Consider the following 16403-nt stretch of genomic DNA (forward strand, 5'->3'; position numbering starts at 1 on the left):
CGGGAATGCGCGACTCAGTATTAATCCCTAAGGAGCAGAGTGCGCAACCCTGCGGCTTTATTTTCTATCTCCAGCCACTCTTGCTCCGGGTCAGAGCCGCTAACAATTCCGGCCCCGGCGTACAGCCTTAGCGCGTCGTTGTGCAGCCGTGCAGAGCGGAGCGCCACACAAAACTCACTTTGTCCGGGTGATAAATACCCGGCAGATCCGGCATACCACTCTCTGTCGAACGGTTCGTTATTTTCGATAAATTCACGCGCCGCCTGACGCGGTAACCCCGCCACGGCGGCGGTCGGTTGCAGGACGTGCAGGCATTGCTCGTCATCGGTATGTTTTAGCGCAGTCCAGATGCATCGACGCAAATGCTGCACCTTACGCAGACGTACAATCTGCGCGGGCAGAACCTCCAGCGTTTGGGTGTGATGTTGCAGACGCTGGCAGATATCCTCTACCACCAGCATATTTTCGCGCTGATTTTTGTCGTCATTCATCAGCCATTCGCCCAGCCGCTGGGCCTGTTTATCTTCAGCATGGCTGGCTACCGTCCCGGCCAGCGCCTCGGTGCGCAGCAGTGCGCCACGGCGTCGCCACAAACGTTCAGGCGTGGAGCCCAGAAACGCGTTGCTGGCATCAAACACCATGCAGAAATGATAGCAATGTAAATTCAGTGCACGGCTGGCGGCCATCAGCGCGATGGCGTTAACGGGCTGGTTAAACTGCACGTCTGTCGCCCGGGCGAGCACCACCTTGTCAAAATCGCCGTGCGCAATAGTCTGCGTTGCCAGGCGGACAAGGCGCAGCCATTCGGGTTTGTCGGGCTGATGCGTCTCTCTGAGAGCCTGAAGCGCCAGAGCGGGGATCGGCCGGGTTTCACCCAACCGCTGTAAAAAGTCTAGCGCCTGACGCGCATCATCCTGAAGGGAAATGGCACTCCACAGATGCAGGCGTAATGTGGCTATTCCCGCATTACGTAACCACAGCAGGCGCGGCAAAAACAGGCTGCCCTGCTCCGGGTTAAAGGCATTGAGCCCGCAGATGCGGGTGGTGTCCGGCGCATTACAGGCGTTTAAAAACTGTGATGCCAGGGCCAGAGAAGAAAAATGTGCGACGGCGCCCAGCGCGGCCAGCTCTTCATCGCCGTTACGTTGTTGCCAGTAGAATTGGGGATAACACACCTGGGAGCCAAGCCAGGCCAGGGGATCAAAGGCATCATTTAGCGGGAAAGAGACATCGAAATGACGTAAACCGGGCGTAGCCGGTAGTGCTTGCGCAAGCTGGTCACGCAGACGTTCCAGCGCGATGAAAATCGATTGCACGCGAACCTCTCCCTGTTAAAACCCCACATTATACGGGGTACTGATAATAAATAGCAGTACCCACGTATAGGGAGTGGTTTAGCGTCTGCATCAACCTCTTAACGACGCGCCAGCAGCAGCCCTAACACCAGCCCCGCCGCAGCGCCAACGCCGATGCCGTGCCAGGGTTTTTCATGCACATAGTCATCGGTACGATATACCGCACGTTTAGCGCGGTAGTAGTAGGTATCGGAAGCCTGACTGACGCGGGACTGCACGTCACGCAATGCCTGCTCAGCACGCTCTTTCAGCTCGATATACTTCTGATCGGCGGGGTCGCCCGAAGAACGTAACACCTCTTCCAGCGTTTCGCTCAGTAAAGCCAGGTCGTCGTCGATACGGGTCTCCCAGGAATGAAAAGACATATTTTTCTCCATGTTAGTACACCAGTCCGCTAACTATAGACAACGACACCCCATTACGCCTGTTTCGTTTCTCGCGCCATGCCGATATGCGCAATGCCGTCTTCGTCATACACATCCGTCACCGGAGCGAACCCGAAGTGCGCATAGAATGACTGAAGATGCGCCTGGGCGCCAAGGTATAACGCCTTGTCTGGCCACTGTTTTTCGCAGGCAGCCAGCGTTTGTTCCATCAGGCGATAGCCGAGCTTTTCGCCACGCGCGCTGCCGCTGATGATGACGCGGCCAATCACTACCGGCTCAAGTTCGTCTTCGCTTTTCAGAATCCTCGCATACGCGACCAGTTCGTTATCTTTCCAGCCCAGAATGTGACGGTTTTCCCCTACCAGGTCATCGCCGTCGATGTCCTGGTAGGGGCAGGTTTGTTCAACAACGAATACTTCGCAGCGCAATTTCAGCAGCGCATACAGAGAAAAGGTCGTCAGCTCGCTATGGTGTAAATCTTGCCACTGGATCATGTCAGGCTCCTTCTTAGTGTTCATCACGTTATACTAAACCCCTCCCCATTCAGCAAAGGGCCTGACTGTGTTATGGAACTGATTTTTCTGGGTACTTCCGCCGGCGTGCCAACCCGCTCACGAAATGTAACGGCCATGCTGCTGGATTTGCAGCATCCCACCCGTGGCGGGCTGTGGTTGTTTGACTGTGGCGAAGGCACGCAGCATCAGCTATTACACACGACTTATCATCCCGGTAAGCTCGATAAAATCTTCATTACCCATCTGCACGGGGATCATCTGTTTGGCCTGCCAGGCCTGCTGTGCAGCCGCTCGATGGCAGGGAATGCCAATCCCCTGACCATTTATGGCCCTGCGGGGATCGCGGAATTTGTTGAAACCACGCTGCGTCTGAGCGGCTCGTGGACCGACTATCCGCTGGAGGTCATTGAGATCACCGATGGGCTGGTCTTCGATGATGGCGCTTACCGGGTCATTGCCCGGCCGCTAAACCACCCGGTTGAGTGTTATGGCTATCGCATTGAAGAGCATGATAAACAGGGCACGCTTAACGCCGCGGCGCTGATTGCCGATGGTGTGCGCCCTGGGCCATTGTTCCAGCGGCTGAAGCAGGGCGAGAGCGTAGAGCTTGAAGACGGGCGGGTGATAAACGGGCAGGATTATCTTTCGGCCCCCCTGCCTGGCAAGACGCTGGCAATTTTTGGCGATACCGCGCCGTGCCCTGGTGCACATGAGCTTGCTCAGGGTGTTGATGTGATGGTGCATGAAGCCACGCTCGAAACGGCAATGGAAGAGAAAGCCAACAGCCGCGGCCATAGCTCTACCCGCCAGGCCGCCCGGCTTGCGCTGGACGCGGGTGTCAGGAAGCTTATCGTGACGCACGTCAGCTCTCGTTACGACGCCCACGGCTGTGAAAATCTGCTGGCGGAGTGCCGCGAGGTGTTTGCAAACTGCGAGCTGGCGGAAGATTTCACTCAGGTCAGCGTTTAGTCCTTCATTTTTCCCTCAGGATGCCGATAACGATTAAAAGGTCAGCATTTCACTTGAGGGTAGAATGGATAATTTCCAGAAAGATATTGATGACAGGGCGAACCTGACCCTGTCGAACCGTTTTGAGCTGTTGCTGTTCCGTCTTGGCACCTCTCTGAATGAAAACAAATCCGAGCTGTTTGGCATTAACGTCTTTAAGCTGCGTGAAATTGTGCCGATGCCGGAATTCACCAAACCCGCGGGAATGAAATCACCTCTGATGGGGATGGTGAATATTCGCGACCAGGTGATCCCGGTGATCGACCTGGCTGCCGTCGCGGGCTGCAAACCTACAACCGGGCTGAACATTCTGCTGATTACGGAATATGCCCGCAGCGTGCAGGCCTTTGCTGTGGAATCGGTCGAGAATATTATGCGTCTGGACTGGAAACAGGTGCACGCGGCGGAAACCGCCGTCAGCGGGCGTTACATCACCAGCATTGCCTGTCTTGATGAGAAGACCGATACCAACGATCTGGCGATGGTGCTGGACGTTGAGCAGATCCTGTATGACATCACCCCGGCGAACCACGACCTGCACGCCACCAATCTGCAAACCACGAAATTCAACATCAAGCCTGGCGCGGTGGCTATCGTGGCGGAAGATTCAAAAGTGGCGCGCTCTATGCTGGAGAAAGGCTTGCAGGCAATGGAGATCCCGGCGCAGCTGCATATCACCGGCAAAGACGCATGGGAAAAAATTGGCGTTCTCGCAGCCCTGGCGCAGGCTGAAGGTGTGCCGATCACCGATAAAATCGCCCTGGTGCTGACCGACCTCGAAATGCCGGAGATGGATGGTTTTACGCTGACGCGTAAAATCAAAACCGATCCGTTCCTGAAGGACATCCCGGTAGTGATCCACTCTTCCTTGTCCGGCAACGCGAACGAAGACCATATTCGCAAGGTGAAGGCCGACGGGTATGTGGCGAAGTTTGAGCTTAACGAGTTGTCGTCAGTTATCGAAGAAGTGCTGGAGCGTTCGGTGAAGAAGATTGACGGGCCGTTGATCAGTCGTAAGCAACTGGCATAGCCGGGTGGCGCTCTTTGCGGGCTGATGCTCTCACCCCGGCCCTCTCCCACGGGGAGAGGGAGAAAACCATAAAAAAACCCGCCGAGGCGGGTTTTTTGTTTTTACCTTGCTTACATCAGCGGCATCGCGTGCTGCACGATGGTGATCAGCGGCTGCGGATAGATACCGAAGATCAGCACCAGCAGTGCGGAGATCAGTACCACAATACCACCGGCGCTGTACTGCCAGTTGGTTGGGGCATCACGGTTGAGCTGCTGAGGGGCACTCAGGTACAGGCTCACAGCCACGCGCAGGTAGTAGTACAGACCAATCGCGGAACCAATCACCACACCGGCGGTCAGCCACCACAGGCCTGCCTGCACACCGACTGCCAGTACGTAGAACTTACCGATAAAGCCCAGCGTCATCGGAATACCGGCCAGGGACAGCATCATCACGGTCATCACCGCAGACAGAATCGGACGGTGCCAGAACAGACCACGGTAAGAGAACAGGGAATCTGCATCCGGGCCACGGTACGGGCTGGACATCAGGCTCACCACGCCGAACGCGCCGAGGCTGCTGAACAGATAACCGGCCAGATACACGCCTACGGTTTCCATCGACATCTCACCGCTTTGCAGCGCAATCAGTGCCACCAGCAGGTAGCCCAGATGGGAGATAGACGAGTAGCCCAGCAGACGTTTGATATTGGTCTGGCTCAGCGCCATCAGGTTACCGAAGATGATGGAAACGAACGCGATAATGCCGAGCACCACGCGAACCGCTTCGCTATCACCCACTGGTGCGTACAGGAACAGACGCATCACCACACCGAAGATAGCGATTTTGCTCGCCGTCGCCAGGAAGGTCGATACCGGAGCCGGAGCACCCTGGTATACGTCTGGCGTCCACAGGTGGAACGGAACCAGAGACAGTTTAAAGCCGAGGCCAACAATCATCATGCCCAGACCCGCCAGCAGCAGCGGCTCGTGCAGCATCCCGTCGCCGAGGCTCTTGCCGAGCGCGACGAAAGAGAGGTTACCGGACTGTGCGTACAGCAGCGCAATACCAAACAGCAGGAACGATGACGCCGCCGCTGAAAGAATGGTGTATTTGATACTCGCTTCCAGTGAACGCTTCTGACGGAAGGCGTAACCAATCAGGCCGAACAGCGGCAGAGAGATAAGCTCAATACCGAGGAACAGCGCGGCCAGGTGGTTCGCGTTCGCCAGCAGAATGCCGCCCAGTGCGGCAATCAGTACCAGCAGGTAAAACTCTTCTTTGTTGTCGTTGTAGCCTTCAAGCCACGGGTACGCAAAGGTGCAGGTTGCCAGGCTCGCCAGCAGAACCAGCCCTGTATACAGCATGGCGTAACCGTCAACACGCATCAGCGGGGTGACATCCATCGCGCCCGCCTGGCCAACAAACCAGAGGGAAACCAACGCAGCGTTCAGACCCAGAACGGACAGGGTCGCATTCAGGAAGTGATTGCGTCGCCACGCAATGGAGAGCATCACAACCACCACCGTCAATCCGACGATCAGCAGCGGTAGCAGCGCGATCAGTTGTTGTGGAGTTATTGTCATGGCGAATTACGGCCTTGTAGTAGAAGCAGAATTAACAAACCACTGCTGGATGTTACCCATCGCGGAATGCGAGGTATCCAGAATCGGCTGTGGATAGAAGCCCAACAGCACCAGCAGTACGACCAGCAGCAGGATGATGAACAGCTCACGCAGCGACATCCCAGGCAGTTCTTGCGCAGCAATCTCACTCTTCGCTTTACCGAAGTAAGCGCGGTGCAGCATCGCCAGTGAGTACACAGAAGCGAACACCAGACCGAATGTAGAGACAACGGTAATCACCGGAACCACTTTGAAGCTGCCGAACAGAATCATAAATTCGCCGACGAAGTTACCGGTACCTGGCATCCCCAGGGTGGCAACCGCGAAGAACATGGACAGCGCTGGCAGCCATTTAATTTTGCTCCACAGGCCGCCCATCATACGCATATCGCGGGTGTGCAGACGTTCGTACAGCTGGCCACACAGGATGAAGAGGCCGGCTGCGGACAGACCGTGCGCAATCATCTGGATAACCGCGCCCTGGTACGCCAGCTGGCTGCCGGTGTAGATAGCAATCAGCACGAAGCCCATGTGGGAAACGGAGGTGTAAGCAATCAGACGCTTGATGTCATACTGCGTAAACGCCATCCAGGCACCGTAGAAGATACCAATCACACCCAGCCACATGGCAATCGGTGCGAACTCAGCGGAGGCGTTCGGGAACAGTGGCAGTGCGAAACGCAGCAGACCGTAGGCCGCGGTTTTCAGCAAGATGCCCGCCAGGTCAACGGAACCCGCCGTTGGTGCCTGGGAGTGTGCATCTGGCAGCCAGCCGTGCAGCGGAACTACCGGCATTTTCACCGCGAAGGCGATGAAGAAGCCCAGCATCAGCAGATATTCAACGCCGTGAGACATTGGCGTTTTCAGCAGATCCTGATAGTTGAAGGTCCAGATACCGGTCGCGTTGTGGTGAACAAACACCAGCGCCAGGATCGCAATCAGCATCACCAGACCACTCGCCTGGGTATAGATGAAGAACTTGGTTGCCGCCGTGATACGCGTTTTACCGTCGGATGCCTTGTGGCCCCACAGCGCGATCAGGAAGTACATCGGCACCAGCATCATCTCCCAGAAGAAGAAGAACAGGAACATGTCGATGGCAAGGAACACGCCGATAACGCCGCCCAGGATCCACATCAGGTTCAGGTGGAAGAAGCCCTGGTATTTTTCGATTTCTCGCCAGGAGCAAAGTACCGCCAGAACGCCGAGCAGACCGGTCAGCACTACCATCAGCAGCGACAGACCATCAATGGCCAGGTGGATAGTAATGCCAAAACGTGGGATCCACGGCAGAACGAACTCAGACTGCCACTGCGGAATACCCGCAGACTGCGTCAGAGAGTAGCCACCCTGCAACCACAGTTGCAGACCAAGTGCGAGCGTCAATCCCATGGTGATCAGCGCGATCCAGCGCGGCATCTTCACGCCAAAGCGTTCAGTCTGCCAGCACAGGAAGCCGCCGATGAAGGGAATTAATATTAGCCAGGGTAGTAACATGGCGATTTTTATTCCTTGTTAAAGTCCCTAAGGGACCGATTTTCAACAAATTCGACAAAATTCACGCGTTAGTGCGGTCTGTGGTGTCGGGTGGCGCTCACGCTTACCCGACCTACGGTCTCGTAGGCCCGGTAAGCGCAGCGCCACCGGGCAAAACCACTATCGCAATACCATCAGCAGCGCCAGTACGACAACCGCACCGATGCTCATGGACGCCACATACCAGCGCAGGTAACCGTTCTCGCTGAACAGCAGGCCTTTACCTGCAAAGCGGGACAGGATCGCCGGGATATTCATCATGCTGTTCAGTGGATCGCGTTTCACCAGCCACGCAACGCCCAGGAACGGCTTGACGAAAATCATGTCGTACAGCCAGTCGAAGCCCCACGCGTTGTACCACCAGGTGCCCAGCAGACGACCTGGCGCACTGTTGGCAACAGAAGTTACCAGCGTACGTTTACCCAGCCACAGCCATGCAGCAATCAGGATGCCCGCGATAGCGACCACACCAGAGGTGATTTCAAGCGTCAGAACGCGACCGTGCTCAAGCTCGGTGGTGTCTGGCAGTACGCCCTGCAACGGTGGCACAATCATCGCGCCAACGAAGGTGGACAGTACCAGCAGCACAATCAGCGGCAGGTGGTGGGTAATCCCCTTCCCTGCGTGAGCGTGAATTTGTTCTTTACCGTGGAATACGATGAAAATCATACGGAAGGTATACAGAGAGGTCATGAACGCACCGACCAGACCTGCAACCATCAGATTGATATGACCATTCGCCATGGCACCCGCAAGGATTTCGTCCTTACTGAAGAAGCCCGCGGTAATCAGCGGCAGTGCCGCCAGCGCCGCGCCGCCCACCAGGAAGCAAACATATACCAGCGGGATGGACTTACGCAGTCCGCCCATTTTGAAGATGTTCTGCTCGTGGTGGCAGGCCAGGATCACGGAACCGGATGAGAGGAACAGCAGCGCTTTAAAGAAGGCGTGCGTCATCAGGTGGAAAATCGCCGCGTCCCATGCCTGAACGCCCAGCGCCAGGAACATGTAACCAATCTGGCTCATAGTGGAATACGCGAGAACGCGTTTGATGTCAGTCTGAACCAGCGCCGCAAAGCCTGCCAGCACCAGCGTGACCGCACCCACAATACCCACAAGATGCAGAATTTCCGGAGTCATCAGGAACAGACCGTGGGTACGCGCAATCAGGTAAACACCCGCGGTAACCATGGTCGCTGCGTGGATCAGCGCGGAGACAGGGGTTGGACCCGCCATCGCGTCTGCCAGCCATGTCTGCAACGGCAGCTGAGCGGATTTACCCACAGCACCACCCAGCAGCATCAGCGTTGCCCACCACAGCATGTTGTTGCCTGCTTCGAAGTGAGCCGGCGCCAGTTCCACCATTTCGCGGAAGTTCAGCGTGCCCAGTTCGTTGTAGAGAATGAACAGCGCGAAGGCGAGGAACACGTCACCCACACGGGTCACGACGAACGCTTTCATGGCCGCTGCGCCATTCTTCGGATCGGTGTAGTAGAAACCGATCAGCAGGTAAGAACACAGACCCACGCCTTCCCAGCCCAGATACATCAGCAGCAGGTTATCGGCCAGCACCAGAACGACCATGCTGGCGATAAACAGGTTGGTGTAGGCGAAGAAGCGGGAGTAACCCTCTTCACCACGCATATACCAGGAGGCGAACATGTGGATCAGGAAGCCCACGCCGGTGACCACGGAGAGCATGGTCAGAGACAGACCATCCAGCACCAGGTTGAAACCGATGTTGAAATCGCCGACCGACATCCAGGTCCACAGCGGTACGCTGAAAGGCTGGCGGCCGTTGTTGAAGAAATCGATACCCGCGTACGCAGTTACCAGCGCCGCCAGACCGATAGAGCCAATGCCCACGGTAGCAGACAGATTCTCAGACCAGCGGCCACGAGAAAACGCCAGCAGCACGAAGCCAATCAGCGGAAAAATAATGGTTAAGGCAAGCATGTTCATCCACGCAACTCACTTACTGAATCGATGTTCAGGTTCTGGCGGCGACGATGGAGCTGCAGCAACAGCGCCAGGCCAATACTCGCTTCGGCAGCCGCGAGGCTGATGGCGAGAATGTACATCACCTGACCATCGGTCTGGCCCCAGTAGCTACCGGCGACCACGAAGGCCAGCGCGGAAGCGTTAATCATGATTTCCAGGCCGATCAGCATAAACAGCAGATTGCGGCGGATAACCAGACCGGTCAGACCCAGAACGAATAAAATCGCAGCGAGGATCAGTCCATGTGTTAAGGGGATCATGCGCGTTCCTCCGTTTTTCTTTTCGCGCGGTCGTCAGTACGGTTGCTCAGCACCTCGCCGGCACGCTCTTCGCGGCCAACGTGGAAGGCAACAACCAGGCCTGCCAGCAGCAGCATTGAGGCCAGTTCAACCGCCAGAACGTACGGGCCAAACAGGGAAATACCCACGGCTTTCGCGCTGATTGGCGTGCCGTCGATACCCTGGTCGTTCACGCCCAGGATGGCGTAAACGATCACCGCCAGCATGATGGCCGACAGAATTGCCGGGCCAATCCACACCTGCGGTTTTAACCACTGACGTTCCTGCTCAATTTCAGAGCCGCCCAGGTTCAGCATCATCACCACGAAGACGAACAGCACCATGATGGCCCCGGCGTAGACGATGATTTCCAGCGCACCGGCAAAGTGCGCGCCCAGCGCAAAGAACACCCCAGAAATAGCCAGCAGCGAAATGATTAAATAGAGCAGCGCATGCACCGGGTTGGTGTGCGTAATCACTCGCAGCGTAGCCAGGATGGCGATAAGGCCACAGATATAAAAAGCGAATTCCATTGCCCTCTCCTTACGGTAACAGGCTCTTGACGTCGATAGGCTTGGCTTCGTTCTCTGCTTCGCCCTTATCTTTGCCGTCGATTGCCATACCCGCCATCCGGTAGAAGTTATATTCCGGGTATTTGCCCGGACCGGAAATCAGCAGATCCTCTTTCTCGTACACCAGATCCTGACGCTTATACTCACCCAGCTCAAAGTCTGGAGTCAGCTGAATCGCCGTGGTTGGGCACGCTTCTTCACACAGGCCACAGAAGATGCAGCGTGAGAAGTTGATGCGGAAGAACTCAGGATACCAGCGGCCGTCTACCGTCTCGGCTTTTTGCAGAGAGATACAGCCTACCGGGCACGCTACCGCACACAGGTTACAGGCAACGCAGCGCTCGGAACCGTCCGGATCGCGCGTCAGCACGATACGGCCACGGTAGCGCGGCGGCAGATATACCGGCTCTTCCGGGTACATCTGGGTTTCGCGTTTGGCAAACGCGTGCAGGCCGATCATCCAGATACTGCGCAGCTGGGTGCCGGTGCCTACCAATAATTCTTTTAAGGTCATGGTCTAAAGCCCCTTATGGCTGCTGCCAGAGAATGACAGCTGCCGTTACCAACAAGTTGACGAGCGTCAGCGGCAGGCACACTTTCCAGCCGAAAGACATTACCTGGTCATAACGAGGACGCGGTAATGACGCACGAATCAAAATGAACATCATCATGAAGAACGCGGTTTTCAGCGCGAACCAGATGAACGGCGGTAAGAACGGGCCATGCCAGCCACCAAAGAACAGCGTTACCATCAACGCGGAAATGGTGACGATACCGATGTACTCGCCCACGAAGAACAGACCGAATTTCATACCGGAATATTCAATGTGGTAACCGTCGGCCAGTTCCTGTTCGGCTTCTGGCTGGTCAAACGGGTGACGGTGACACACCGCCACGCCCGCGATAGCAAAGGTAACAAAACCAAAGAACTGCGGGATAACGTTCCAGATATCGGCCTGGTTGTTGACGATGTCGGTCATGTTGAATGAACCGGCCTGCGCCACCACGCCCATCAGGGAGAGACCCAGGAATACTTCGTAGCTCAGCGTCTGCGCGGAAGCACGCATCGCACCCAGCAGGGAGTATTTGTTGTTACTGGACCAGCCTGCGAACAGTACCGCGTAAACCGCGAGGCCTGCCATCATCAGGAAGAACAGAATGCCGATGTTCAGGTCAGCCACAACCCAGGTCGGGCTGACAGGAACGATAGCAAATGCCAGCAGCAGCGAGGTAAAGGCGATCATCGGTGCCAGAGTAAAGATCACGCGATCCGAGAAGCGCGGGATCCAGTCCTCTTTAAAGAACATCTTGATCATGTCCGCGACCAGCTGGAGTGAACCACCCCAGCCCACGCGGTTCGGTCCGTAACGATTCTGGAACAGACCGAGCAGACGACGTTCACCAAAGCTCATGAACGCGCCGCAGGTGACGACCACCAGCAGAATCACAACCGCTTTCAGAATGCTCAGCAGGATGTCGATAAGATCCGGCGTTAACCAACTCATGCTTTTGCCTCCTGCAAGTTATCAAGACGCGCGCCTGCCAGTACCGGAGCGATGCCAGGCATCCCCATCGGCAGACCCACCTGCCCTGCTGTCAGACCTTCAGAGATAATCAGCGGCAGGCTGATGGTCTGGCCATCGTAGCTAAAGGCAATGTTCGCGCCCGCATTCACGCCAAGCTTCGCGGCGTCTGCCGGGTTGAGCTTGATGTAAGGCTGCGGCATACGTTGCTGGAATACCGGAGAACGCTGGGACATTTCGTCGCTACCAAACAGATGGTAGTACGGCGCAATACGCCAGTTGCCATCCTGAGCCTGGAAGCTTGCCGGTACGGCGCTGAAGAAATCCAGACCGGTTTCGGAGGCTTCAATCAGACGTACACCCGGATCACCGTGACGCAGGGAGCCGCCCACTTCTGCCTGGAACTTGTTCCATGCCTGTGGGGAGTTCCAGCCCGGAGCCCATGCGAACGGAACCTGAGAGCGCGGCGCAGACGGCTGGTTGTTCCCTTCCATAGAGAAGGCGAACATGGTGTCTTTGTCCTGTGGCTGACGAGGTTCATGCACGCTGATGTTGGCACGCATAGCGGTACGACCGCTGTAACGGTGTGGTTCACGCGACAGTTTCTGGCCGCGAATACGGAAGCTTGCGTCAGGTGCAGCATCTTTGATGCCCGCCAGCTGAGGCAGTTTTTCCACCACCGCGTCGATAACGTGGTCAAGCTGCGTCCAGTCCACTTCACGGCTTTGCACGGTGCTGTGCAGGGAGTGCAGCCAGCGCCAGCTTTCCAGCATGATGGTGTTGCTGTCGTAGTACGCCGGGTCATAAACCTGGAAGAAGCGCTGTGCGCGGCCTTCGTTGTTAATCACCGTACCGTCACTTTCTGCGAAGCTTGCCGCAGAGAGCACCAGGTGTGCTTTATCCATAATCGCGGTACGCTGATGGTCAATCACCATCACCAGCGGCGCTTTTGCCAGCGCAGCGTCAACGCGTGACGCAGAGGCATGACGATGCAGGTCGTTCTCAAGCACGATAACCGCGTCAGCAGCACCGGTTTCCAGTTCGCTTAACGCTGCGTCCAGAGAGCCGCCGCCAATCATACCCAGGCCAATGCTGTTCACCGCACGGGCAATCATGGTCACGCCAACGTCAGAACCGCGGCCTTTCAGGGCTTTGGCAACGTTTGCTGCAGCCTGAACGATCTCGGCGCTACCGGCATTAGTACCGGAAATAATCAGCGGTTTCTTCGCACCCGCCAGCGCCTGAACAATCACGTCAACCTTGTTTTGCAGGTCGCGATCCAGTTCAACGGCCGGAGAGTTGTTGTCCAGCGCGTGTGCAATCGCAAAGCCAAGACGAGCCTGGTCTTCAACCGGTGCGCGGTAGGTCCACGCGGCGATATCATCCAGACGGGTGTCATCAATGCAGGTTACAAACAGAGGATGCTTCGCGCGCTGACCGATGTTCAGGATTGCCGCAATCTGCCAGTCAGCCACTTTCTGGGCTGCCGCCATTTCACGTGCTTTACCTTTCACCGCCTGGCGAACAGCCAGAGCCGCACGAGCGCCGGTCTGAGTCAGGTCTTCACCCAGCACCAGAACTGCATCATAGGATTCGATTTCGCGTAGTGCAGGCGTATGAATACCGCCTTCGCGCAGCACTTTCAGCACCAGTTGCAAACGTTCCTGCTCGCCCTGGGCGATACCGGTGTAGAAGTTTTCAGCCCCGACCAGTTCACGCAGCGCGAAGTTACTTTCAACGCTGGCACGTGGGGAGCCGATACCGATCACTTTCTTCGACTGGCGCAGAATATCTGCCGCACCCTGCATCGCTTGTTCGGCGTTCAGGGTGATCAGGTCATCGCCACGGCGCTGAACCGGCTGACGCGGACGGTCTTTCAGGTTCACATAGCCATAACCGAAACGACCACGGTCGCACAGGAAGTAGTGGTTAACGGTACCGTTATAGCGGTTTTCGATACGACGCAGTTCGCCGTAACGTTCACCCGGGCTGGTATTACAGCCGAGAGAGCACTGCTGGCAGATGCTTGGTGCAAACTGCATGTCCCATTTACGGTTGTAGCGCTCGGAGTGAGTTTTATCCGTGAATACGCCGGTCGGGCAGATTTCTACCAGGTTGCCGGAGAATTCGCTTTCAAGCACTCCGTCTTCCGGACGACCGAAGTAGACGTTGTCATGTGCGCCATATACGCCCAGATCCTGACCGTCTGCATAGTCTTTGTAGTAACGCACGCAGCGGTAACAGGCGATGCAGCGGTTCATTTCGTGAGAGATGAACGGCCCCAGATCCTGATTGCGGTGGGTACGTTTGGTAAAGCGATAGCGACGGAAGCTGTGACCGGTCATAACGGTCATATCCTGAAGGTGGCAGTTACCGCCCTCTTCACAGACCGGACAGTCGTGTGGGTGGTTGGTCATCAACCATTCCACCACGCTTTCGCGGAACTGTTTGGCTTCTTCATCGTCAATCGAAATAAAGGTGCCTTCGGTGGCTGGCGTCATACAGGACATCACCAGGCGACCACGCGTGTCTTCCGCGTTTTGATATTGCTTCACCGCACACTGGCGGCAAGCACCGACGCTGCCCAGCGCCGGATGCCAGCAAAAGTACGGAATATCAAGGCCGAGCGACAGACAAGCTTCCAGCAGGTTGTCCGCCCCGTTGACCTCGTATTCTTTGCCGTCTACATGAATCGTAGCCATTAGCATGCTTCCAGTTGGCTCAGATTAGCTCTGAGCGTTAATCAAAATTCTGTCTTTACCAGCGCGCTTTCAACAGGTTCGGCTGAATACCATTAATTGAATGGGTATTGCTGAACGGCTGCTTGATGCCTGCTTCGAATTCGTCGCGGAAATATTTAATCGCGCTCTGCAATGGCTCTACAGCACCCGGTGCGTGGGCACAGAAGGTTTTACCAGGGCCCAGGAATCGACACAGTTGCTCAAGTGTCTCGATATCGCCAGGCTGGCCTTCGCCACGTTCAATAGCACGCAGGATCTTCACGCTCCACGGCAGACCATCACGGCACGGTGTACACCAGCCGCAGGACTCGCGGGCGAAGAACTCTTCCAGGTTACGTACCAGCGATACCATGCCGATCTCGTGGTCGACGGCCATCGCCAGCGCCGTACCCAGACGGCTGCCTGCTTTACCAATGCTTTCGAATTCCATTGGCAGATCAAGATGAGCCTCGGTCAGGAAGTCGGTCCCTGCCCCGCCTGGCTGCCAGGCTTTGAATTTCAGCCCGTCACGCATCCCGCCTGCATAGTCTTCAAGAATTTCGCGCGCGGTCGTACCAAATGGCAGCTCCCAGACACCCGGGTTCTTCACGCGGCCAGAGAAGCCCATCAGCTTGGTACCTGCATCCTTACTTGAAGAGATGCCCTGATACCACTCTACGCCGTTGGCGAGGATTGCCGGAACGTTACACAGGGTTTCGACGTTGTTAACACAGGTCGGTTTACCCCATACGCCGGAGCTTGCCGGGAACGGTGGCTTGGAACGCGGGTTCGCACGACGGCCTTCAAGGGAGTTAATCAGCGCGGTTTCTTCACCGCAGATGTAACGCCCTGCACCGGTATGCACGAACAGTTCGAAGTCAAAACCGGTGCCCAGAATATTTTTACCCAGCAGACCCGCTTCGGTCGCTTCGGCAATCGCGCGGCGCAGGTTTTCTGCGGCTTCGATGTACTCACCGCGCAGGAAGATGTAGCCACGGTATGCTTTCAGCGCAAACGCGGAGATCAACATGCCTTCCACCAGCAGGTGCGGCAGTTGTTCCATCAGCAGGCGGTCTTTATAGGTGCCAGGTTCCATTTCATCGGCGTTACACAGCAGGTAACGGATGTTCATGGATTCGTCTTTTGGCATCAGGCTCCACTTCAGACCGGTGGAGAAGCCCGCACCGCCGCGCCCTTTCAGGCCAGCGTCTTTTACCGCATTAACGATTTCGTCCGGCGCCATGCCACCCAGGGCTTTACGCGCACCGGCATAGCCGTTTTTGCTTTCGTATTCTTCAAGCCATACCGGCTGTTTGTCATCGCGCAGACGCCAGGTCAGCGGATGAGTTTCAGCAGTACGAATTACAGTTTTCATTTGTACTGCTCCAGCAGATCAGGAATGGCTTCCGGCGTCAGATGGCTGTGAGTGTCCTCATCAATCATCATGGTCGGCCCCTTGTCGCAGTTACCCAGGCAGCAGGTTGGCAGCAGGGTAAAACGACCGTCGAACGTGGTCTGGCCCGGTTTGATATCGAGTTTTTTCTCAATAGCAGCCTGAATCCCCTGATAGCCCGTAATGTGACAAACCACGCTGTCACAGTAGCGGATCACGTGGCGGCCAACCGGCTGGCGGAAGATCTGGCTATAGAACGTTGCCACACCTTCTACGTCACTTGCCGGAATACCCAGCACTTTTGCGATCTCGTAGATCGCCCCATCCGGCACCCAACCACGCTGTTTCTGTACGATTTTCAGCGCTTCAATGGACGCCGCACGCGGGTCTTCGTAGTGGTGCATCTCGTGCTCAATGGCGGCACGTTCTGCTTCACTCAGCTCAAAAGCCTCGGTCTGTGGTTGTTGATTTTCGTGCAT

Annotated in this window: 15 protein-coding genes; 2 read left to right on the top strand and 13 right to left on the bottom strand. The window is 56.3% G+C overall.

What is annotated here, in order from left to right:
* Positions 1-20: 20 nt before the first annotated feature.
* The 3 genes from menF to N1249_RS15100 all read right to left on the bottom strand — a co-directional run bounded on the left by menF (position 21) and on the right by N1249_RS15100 (position 2235).
* Positions 21-1316: an isochorismate synthase MenF gene (gene menF / locus N1249_RS15090; RefSeq protein WP_259830647.1), complete on the bottom strand. Its 1296-nt coding sequence runs from the start codon at positions 1314-1316 to the stop codon at positions 21-23.
* Positions 1317-1414: 98 nt separating this feature from the next.
* The gene (gene elaB / locus N1249_RS15095; protein WP_014071096.1) at positions 1415-1720 is read right to left on the bottom strand and encodes a stress response protein ElaB; all 306 of its coding nucleotides are present in this window, start codon (positions 1718-1720) and stop codon (positions 1415-1417) included.
* A 53-nt stretch (positions 1721-1773) separates the two neighbouring features.
* A complete protein-coding gene (locus tag N1249_RS15100) occupies positions 1774-2235 on the bottom strand; it encodes a GNAT family N-acetyltransferase (RefSeq protein ID WP_014071097.1) in 462 nt (153 codons plus the stop codon).
* Between the two features lie 72 nt (positions 2236-2307).
* On the opposite strand from N1249_RS15100, the gene rnz reads away from it, so the two are divergent.
* Both rnz and N1249_RS15110 read left to right on the top strand, forming a co-directional pair.
* Positions 2308-3225: a ribonuclease Z gene (gene rnz, locus N1249_RS15105; RefSeq protein WP_259830649.1), complete on the top strand. Its 918-nt coding sequence runs from the start codon at positions 2308-2310 to the stop codon at positions 3223-3225.
* Between the two features lie 64 nt (positions 3226-3289).
* Positions 3290-4294, top strand: coding sequence for a chemotaxis protein (locus N1249_RS15110; RefSeq protein ID WP_259830651.1), 1005 nt, complete (start codon positions 3290-3292; stop codon positions 4292-4294).
* A gap of 110 nt (positions 4295-4404) precedes the next feature.
* Here the strand turns inward: N1249_RS15110 and nuoN are convergent, their stop codons facing one another.
* The 10 genes from nuoN to nuoE form a co-directional block, all read right to left on the bottom strand.
* Positions 4405-5862, bottom strand: coding sequence for an NADH-quinone oxidoreductase subunit NuoN (nuoN, locus tag N1249_RS15115; protein ID WP_014071100.1), 1458 nt, complete (start codon positions 5860-5862; stop codon positions 4405-4407).
* Positions 5863-5868: 6 nt separating this feature from the next.
* Positions 5869-7398, bottom strand: a complete 1530-nt coding sequence (gene nuoM / locus N1249_RS15120; RefSeq protein WP_014071101.1) for an NADH-quinone oxidoreductase subunit M — start codon at positions 7396-7398, stop codon at positions 5869-5871.
* A 159-nt stretch (positions 7399-7557) separates the two neighbouring features.
* Positions 7558-9399 carry an NADH-quinone oxidoreductase subunit L gene (gene nuoL / locus N1249_RS15125; RefSeq protein ID WP_259830653.1) on the bottom strand — a complete coding sequence of 614 codons (1842 nt, stop codon included), beginning with the start codon at positions 9397-9399 and terminating at the stop codon, positions 7558-7560.
* Positions 9396-9698: an NADH-quinone oxidoreductase subunit NuoK gene (gene nuoK / locus N1249_RS15130; protein ID WP_003861496.1), complete on the bottom strand. Its 303-nt coding sequence runs from the start codon at positions 9696-9698 to the stop codon at positions 9396-9398. The genes nuoL and nuoK overlap by 4 nt, the downstream gene beginning before the upstream one ends.
* On the bottom strand, positions 9695-10249 hold the full coding sequence (nuoJ, locus tag N1249_RS15135; protein ID WP_259830654.1) for an NADH-quinone oxidoreductase subunit J: 555 nt from the start codon (positions 10247-10249) through the stop codon (positions 9695-9697). The genes nuoK and nuoJ overlap by 4 nt, the downstream gene beginning before the upstream one ends.
* 10 nt (positions 10250-10259) lie before the next feature.
* Positions 10260-10802: an NADH-quinone oxidoreductase subunit NuoI gene (gene nuoI, locus N1249_RS15140; RefSeq protein WP_014071104.1), complete on the bottom strand. Its 543-nt coding sequence runs from the start codon at positions 10800-10802 to the stop codon at positions 10260-10262.
* 13 nt (positions 10803-10815) lie between these two features.
* Positions 10816-11793 (bottom strand): NADH-quinone oxidoreductase subunit NuoH, encoded by a 978-nt coding sequence (nuoH, locus tag N1249_RS15145; protein WP_006176509.1) that lies wholly within the window; start codon positions 11791-11793, stop codon positions 10816-10818.
* Positions 11790-14513 carry an NADH-quinone oxidoreductase subunit NuoG gene (gene nuoG / locus N1249_RS15150; RefSeq protein ID WP_259830658.1) on the bottom strand — a complete coding sequence of 908 codons (2724 nt, stop codon included), beginning with the start codon at positions 14511-14513 and terminating at the stop codon, positions 11790-11792. The genes nuoH and nuoG overlap by 4 nt, the downstream gene beginning before the upstream one ends.
* A 55-nt stretch (positions 14514-14568) precedes the next feature.
* Positions 14569-15906: an NADH-quinone oxidoreductase subunit NuoF gene (gene nuoF, locus N1249_RS15155; protein WP_014071106.1), complete on the bottom strand. Its 1338-nt coding sequence runs from the start codon at positions 15904-15906 to the stop codon at positions 14569-14571.
* A complete protein-coding gene (gene nuoE, locus N1249_RS15160; protein ID WP_014071107.1) occupies positions 15903-16403 on the bottom strand; it encodes an NADH-quinone oxidoreductase subunit NuoE in 501 nt (166 codons plus the stop codon). Before nuoE ends, nuoF begins: the two co-directional genes overlap by 4 nt.

Origin of the sequence: Enterobacter sp. CP102 (assembly GCF_025152625.1) — a bacterium.
Taxonomy (GTDB): domain Bacteria; phylum Pseudomonadota; class Gammaproteobacteria; order Enterobacterales; family Enterobacteriaceae; genus Enterobacter; species Enterobacter soli.

Coding starts and splice junctions, on each gene's coding strand:
- nuoH (WP_006176509.1), bottom strand. CDS start 11,793: ATGAGTTGGTTAACGCCGGATCTTATCGACATCCTGCTGAGCATTCTG.
- nuoL (WP_259830653.1), bottom strand. CDS start 9,399: ATGAACATGCTTGCCTTAACCATTATTTTTCCGCTGATTGGCTTCGTG.
- elaB (WP_014071096.1), bottom strand. CDS start 1,720: ATGTCTTTTCATTCCTGGGAGACCCGTATCGACGACGACCTGGCTTTA.
- nuoJ (WP_259830654.1), bottom strand. CDS start 10,249: ATGGAATTCGCTTTTTATATCTGTGGCCTTATCGCCATCCTGGCTACG.
- N1249_RS15110 (WP_259830651.1), top strand. CDS start 3,290: ATGGATAATTTCCAGAAAGATATTGATGACAGGGCGAACCTGACCCTG.
- rnz (WP_259830649.1), top strand. CDS start 2,308: ATGGAACTGATTTTTCTGGGTACTTCCGCCGGCGTGCCAACCCGCTCA.
- nuoF (WP_014071106.1), bottom strand. CDS start 15,906: ATGAAAACTGTAATTCGTACTGCTGAAACTCATCCGCTGACCTGGCGT.
- nuoE (WP_014071107.1), bottom strand. CDS start 16,403: ATGCACGAAAATCAACAACCACAGACCGAGGCTTTTGAGCTGAGTGAA.
- N1249_RS15100 (WP_014071097.1), bottom strand. CDS start 2,235: ATGATCCAGTGGCAAGATTTACACCATAGCGAGCTGACGACCTTTTCT.
- nuoG (WP_259830658.1), bottom strand. CDS start 14,513: ATGGCTACGATTCATGTAGACGGCAAAGAATACGAGGTCAACGGGGCG.
- nuoM (WP_014071101.1), bottom strand. CDS start 7,398: ATGTTACTACCCTGGCTAATATTAATTCCCTTCATCGGCGGCTTCCTG.
- nuoK (WP_003861496.1), bottom strand. CDS start 9,698: ATGATCCCCTTAACACATGGACTGATCCTCGCTGCGATTTTATTCGTT.
- nuoN (WP_014071100.1), bottom strand. CDS start 5,862: ATGACAATAACTCCACAACAACTGATCGCGCTGCTACCGCTGCTGATC.
- nuoI (WP_014071104.1), bottom strand. CDS start 10,802: ATGACCTTAAAAGAATTATTGGTAGGCACCGGCACCCAGCTGCGCAGT.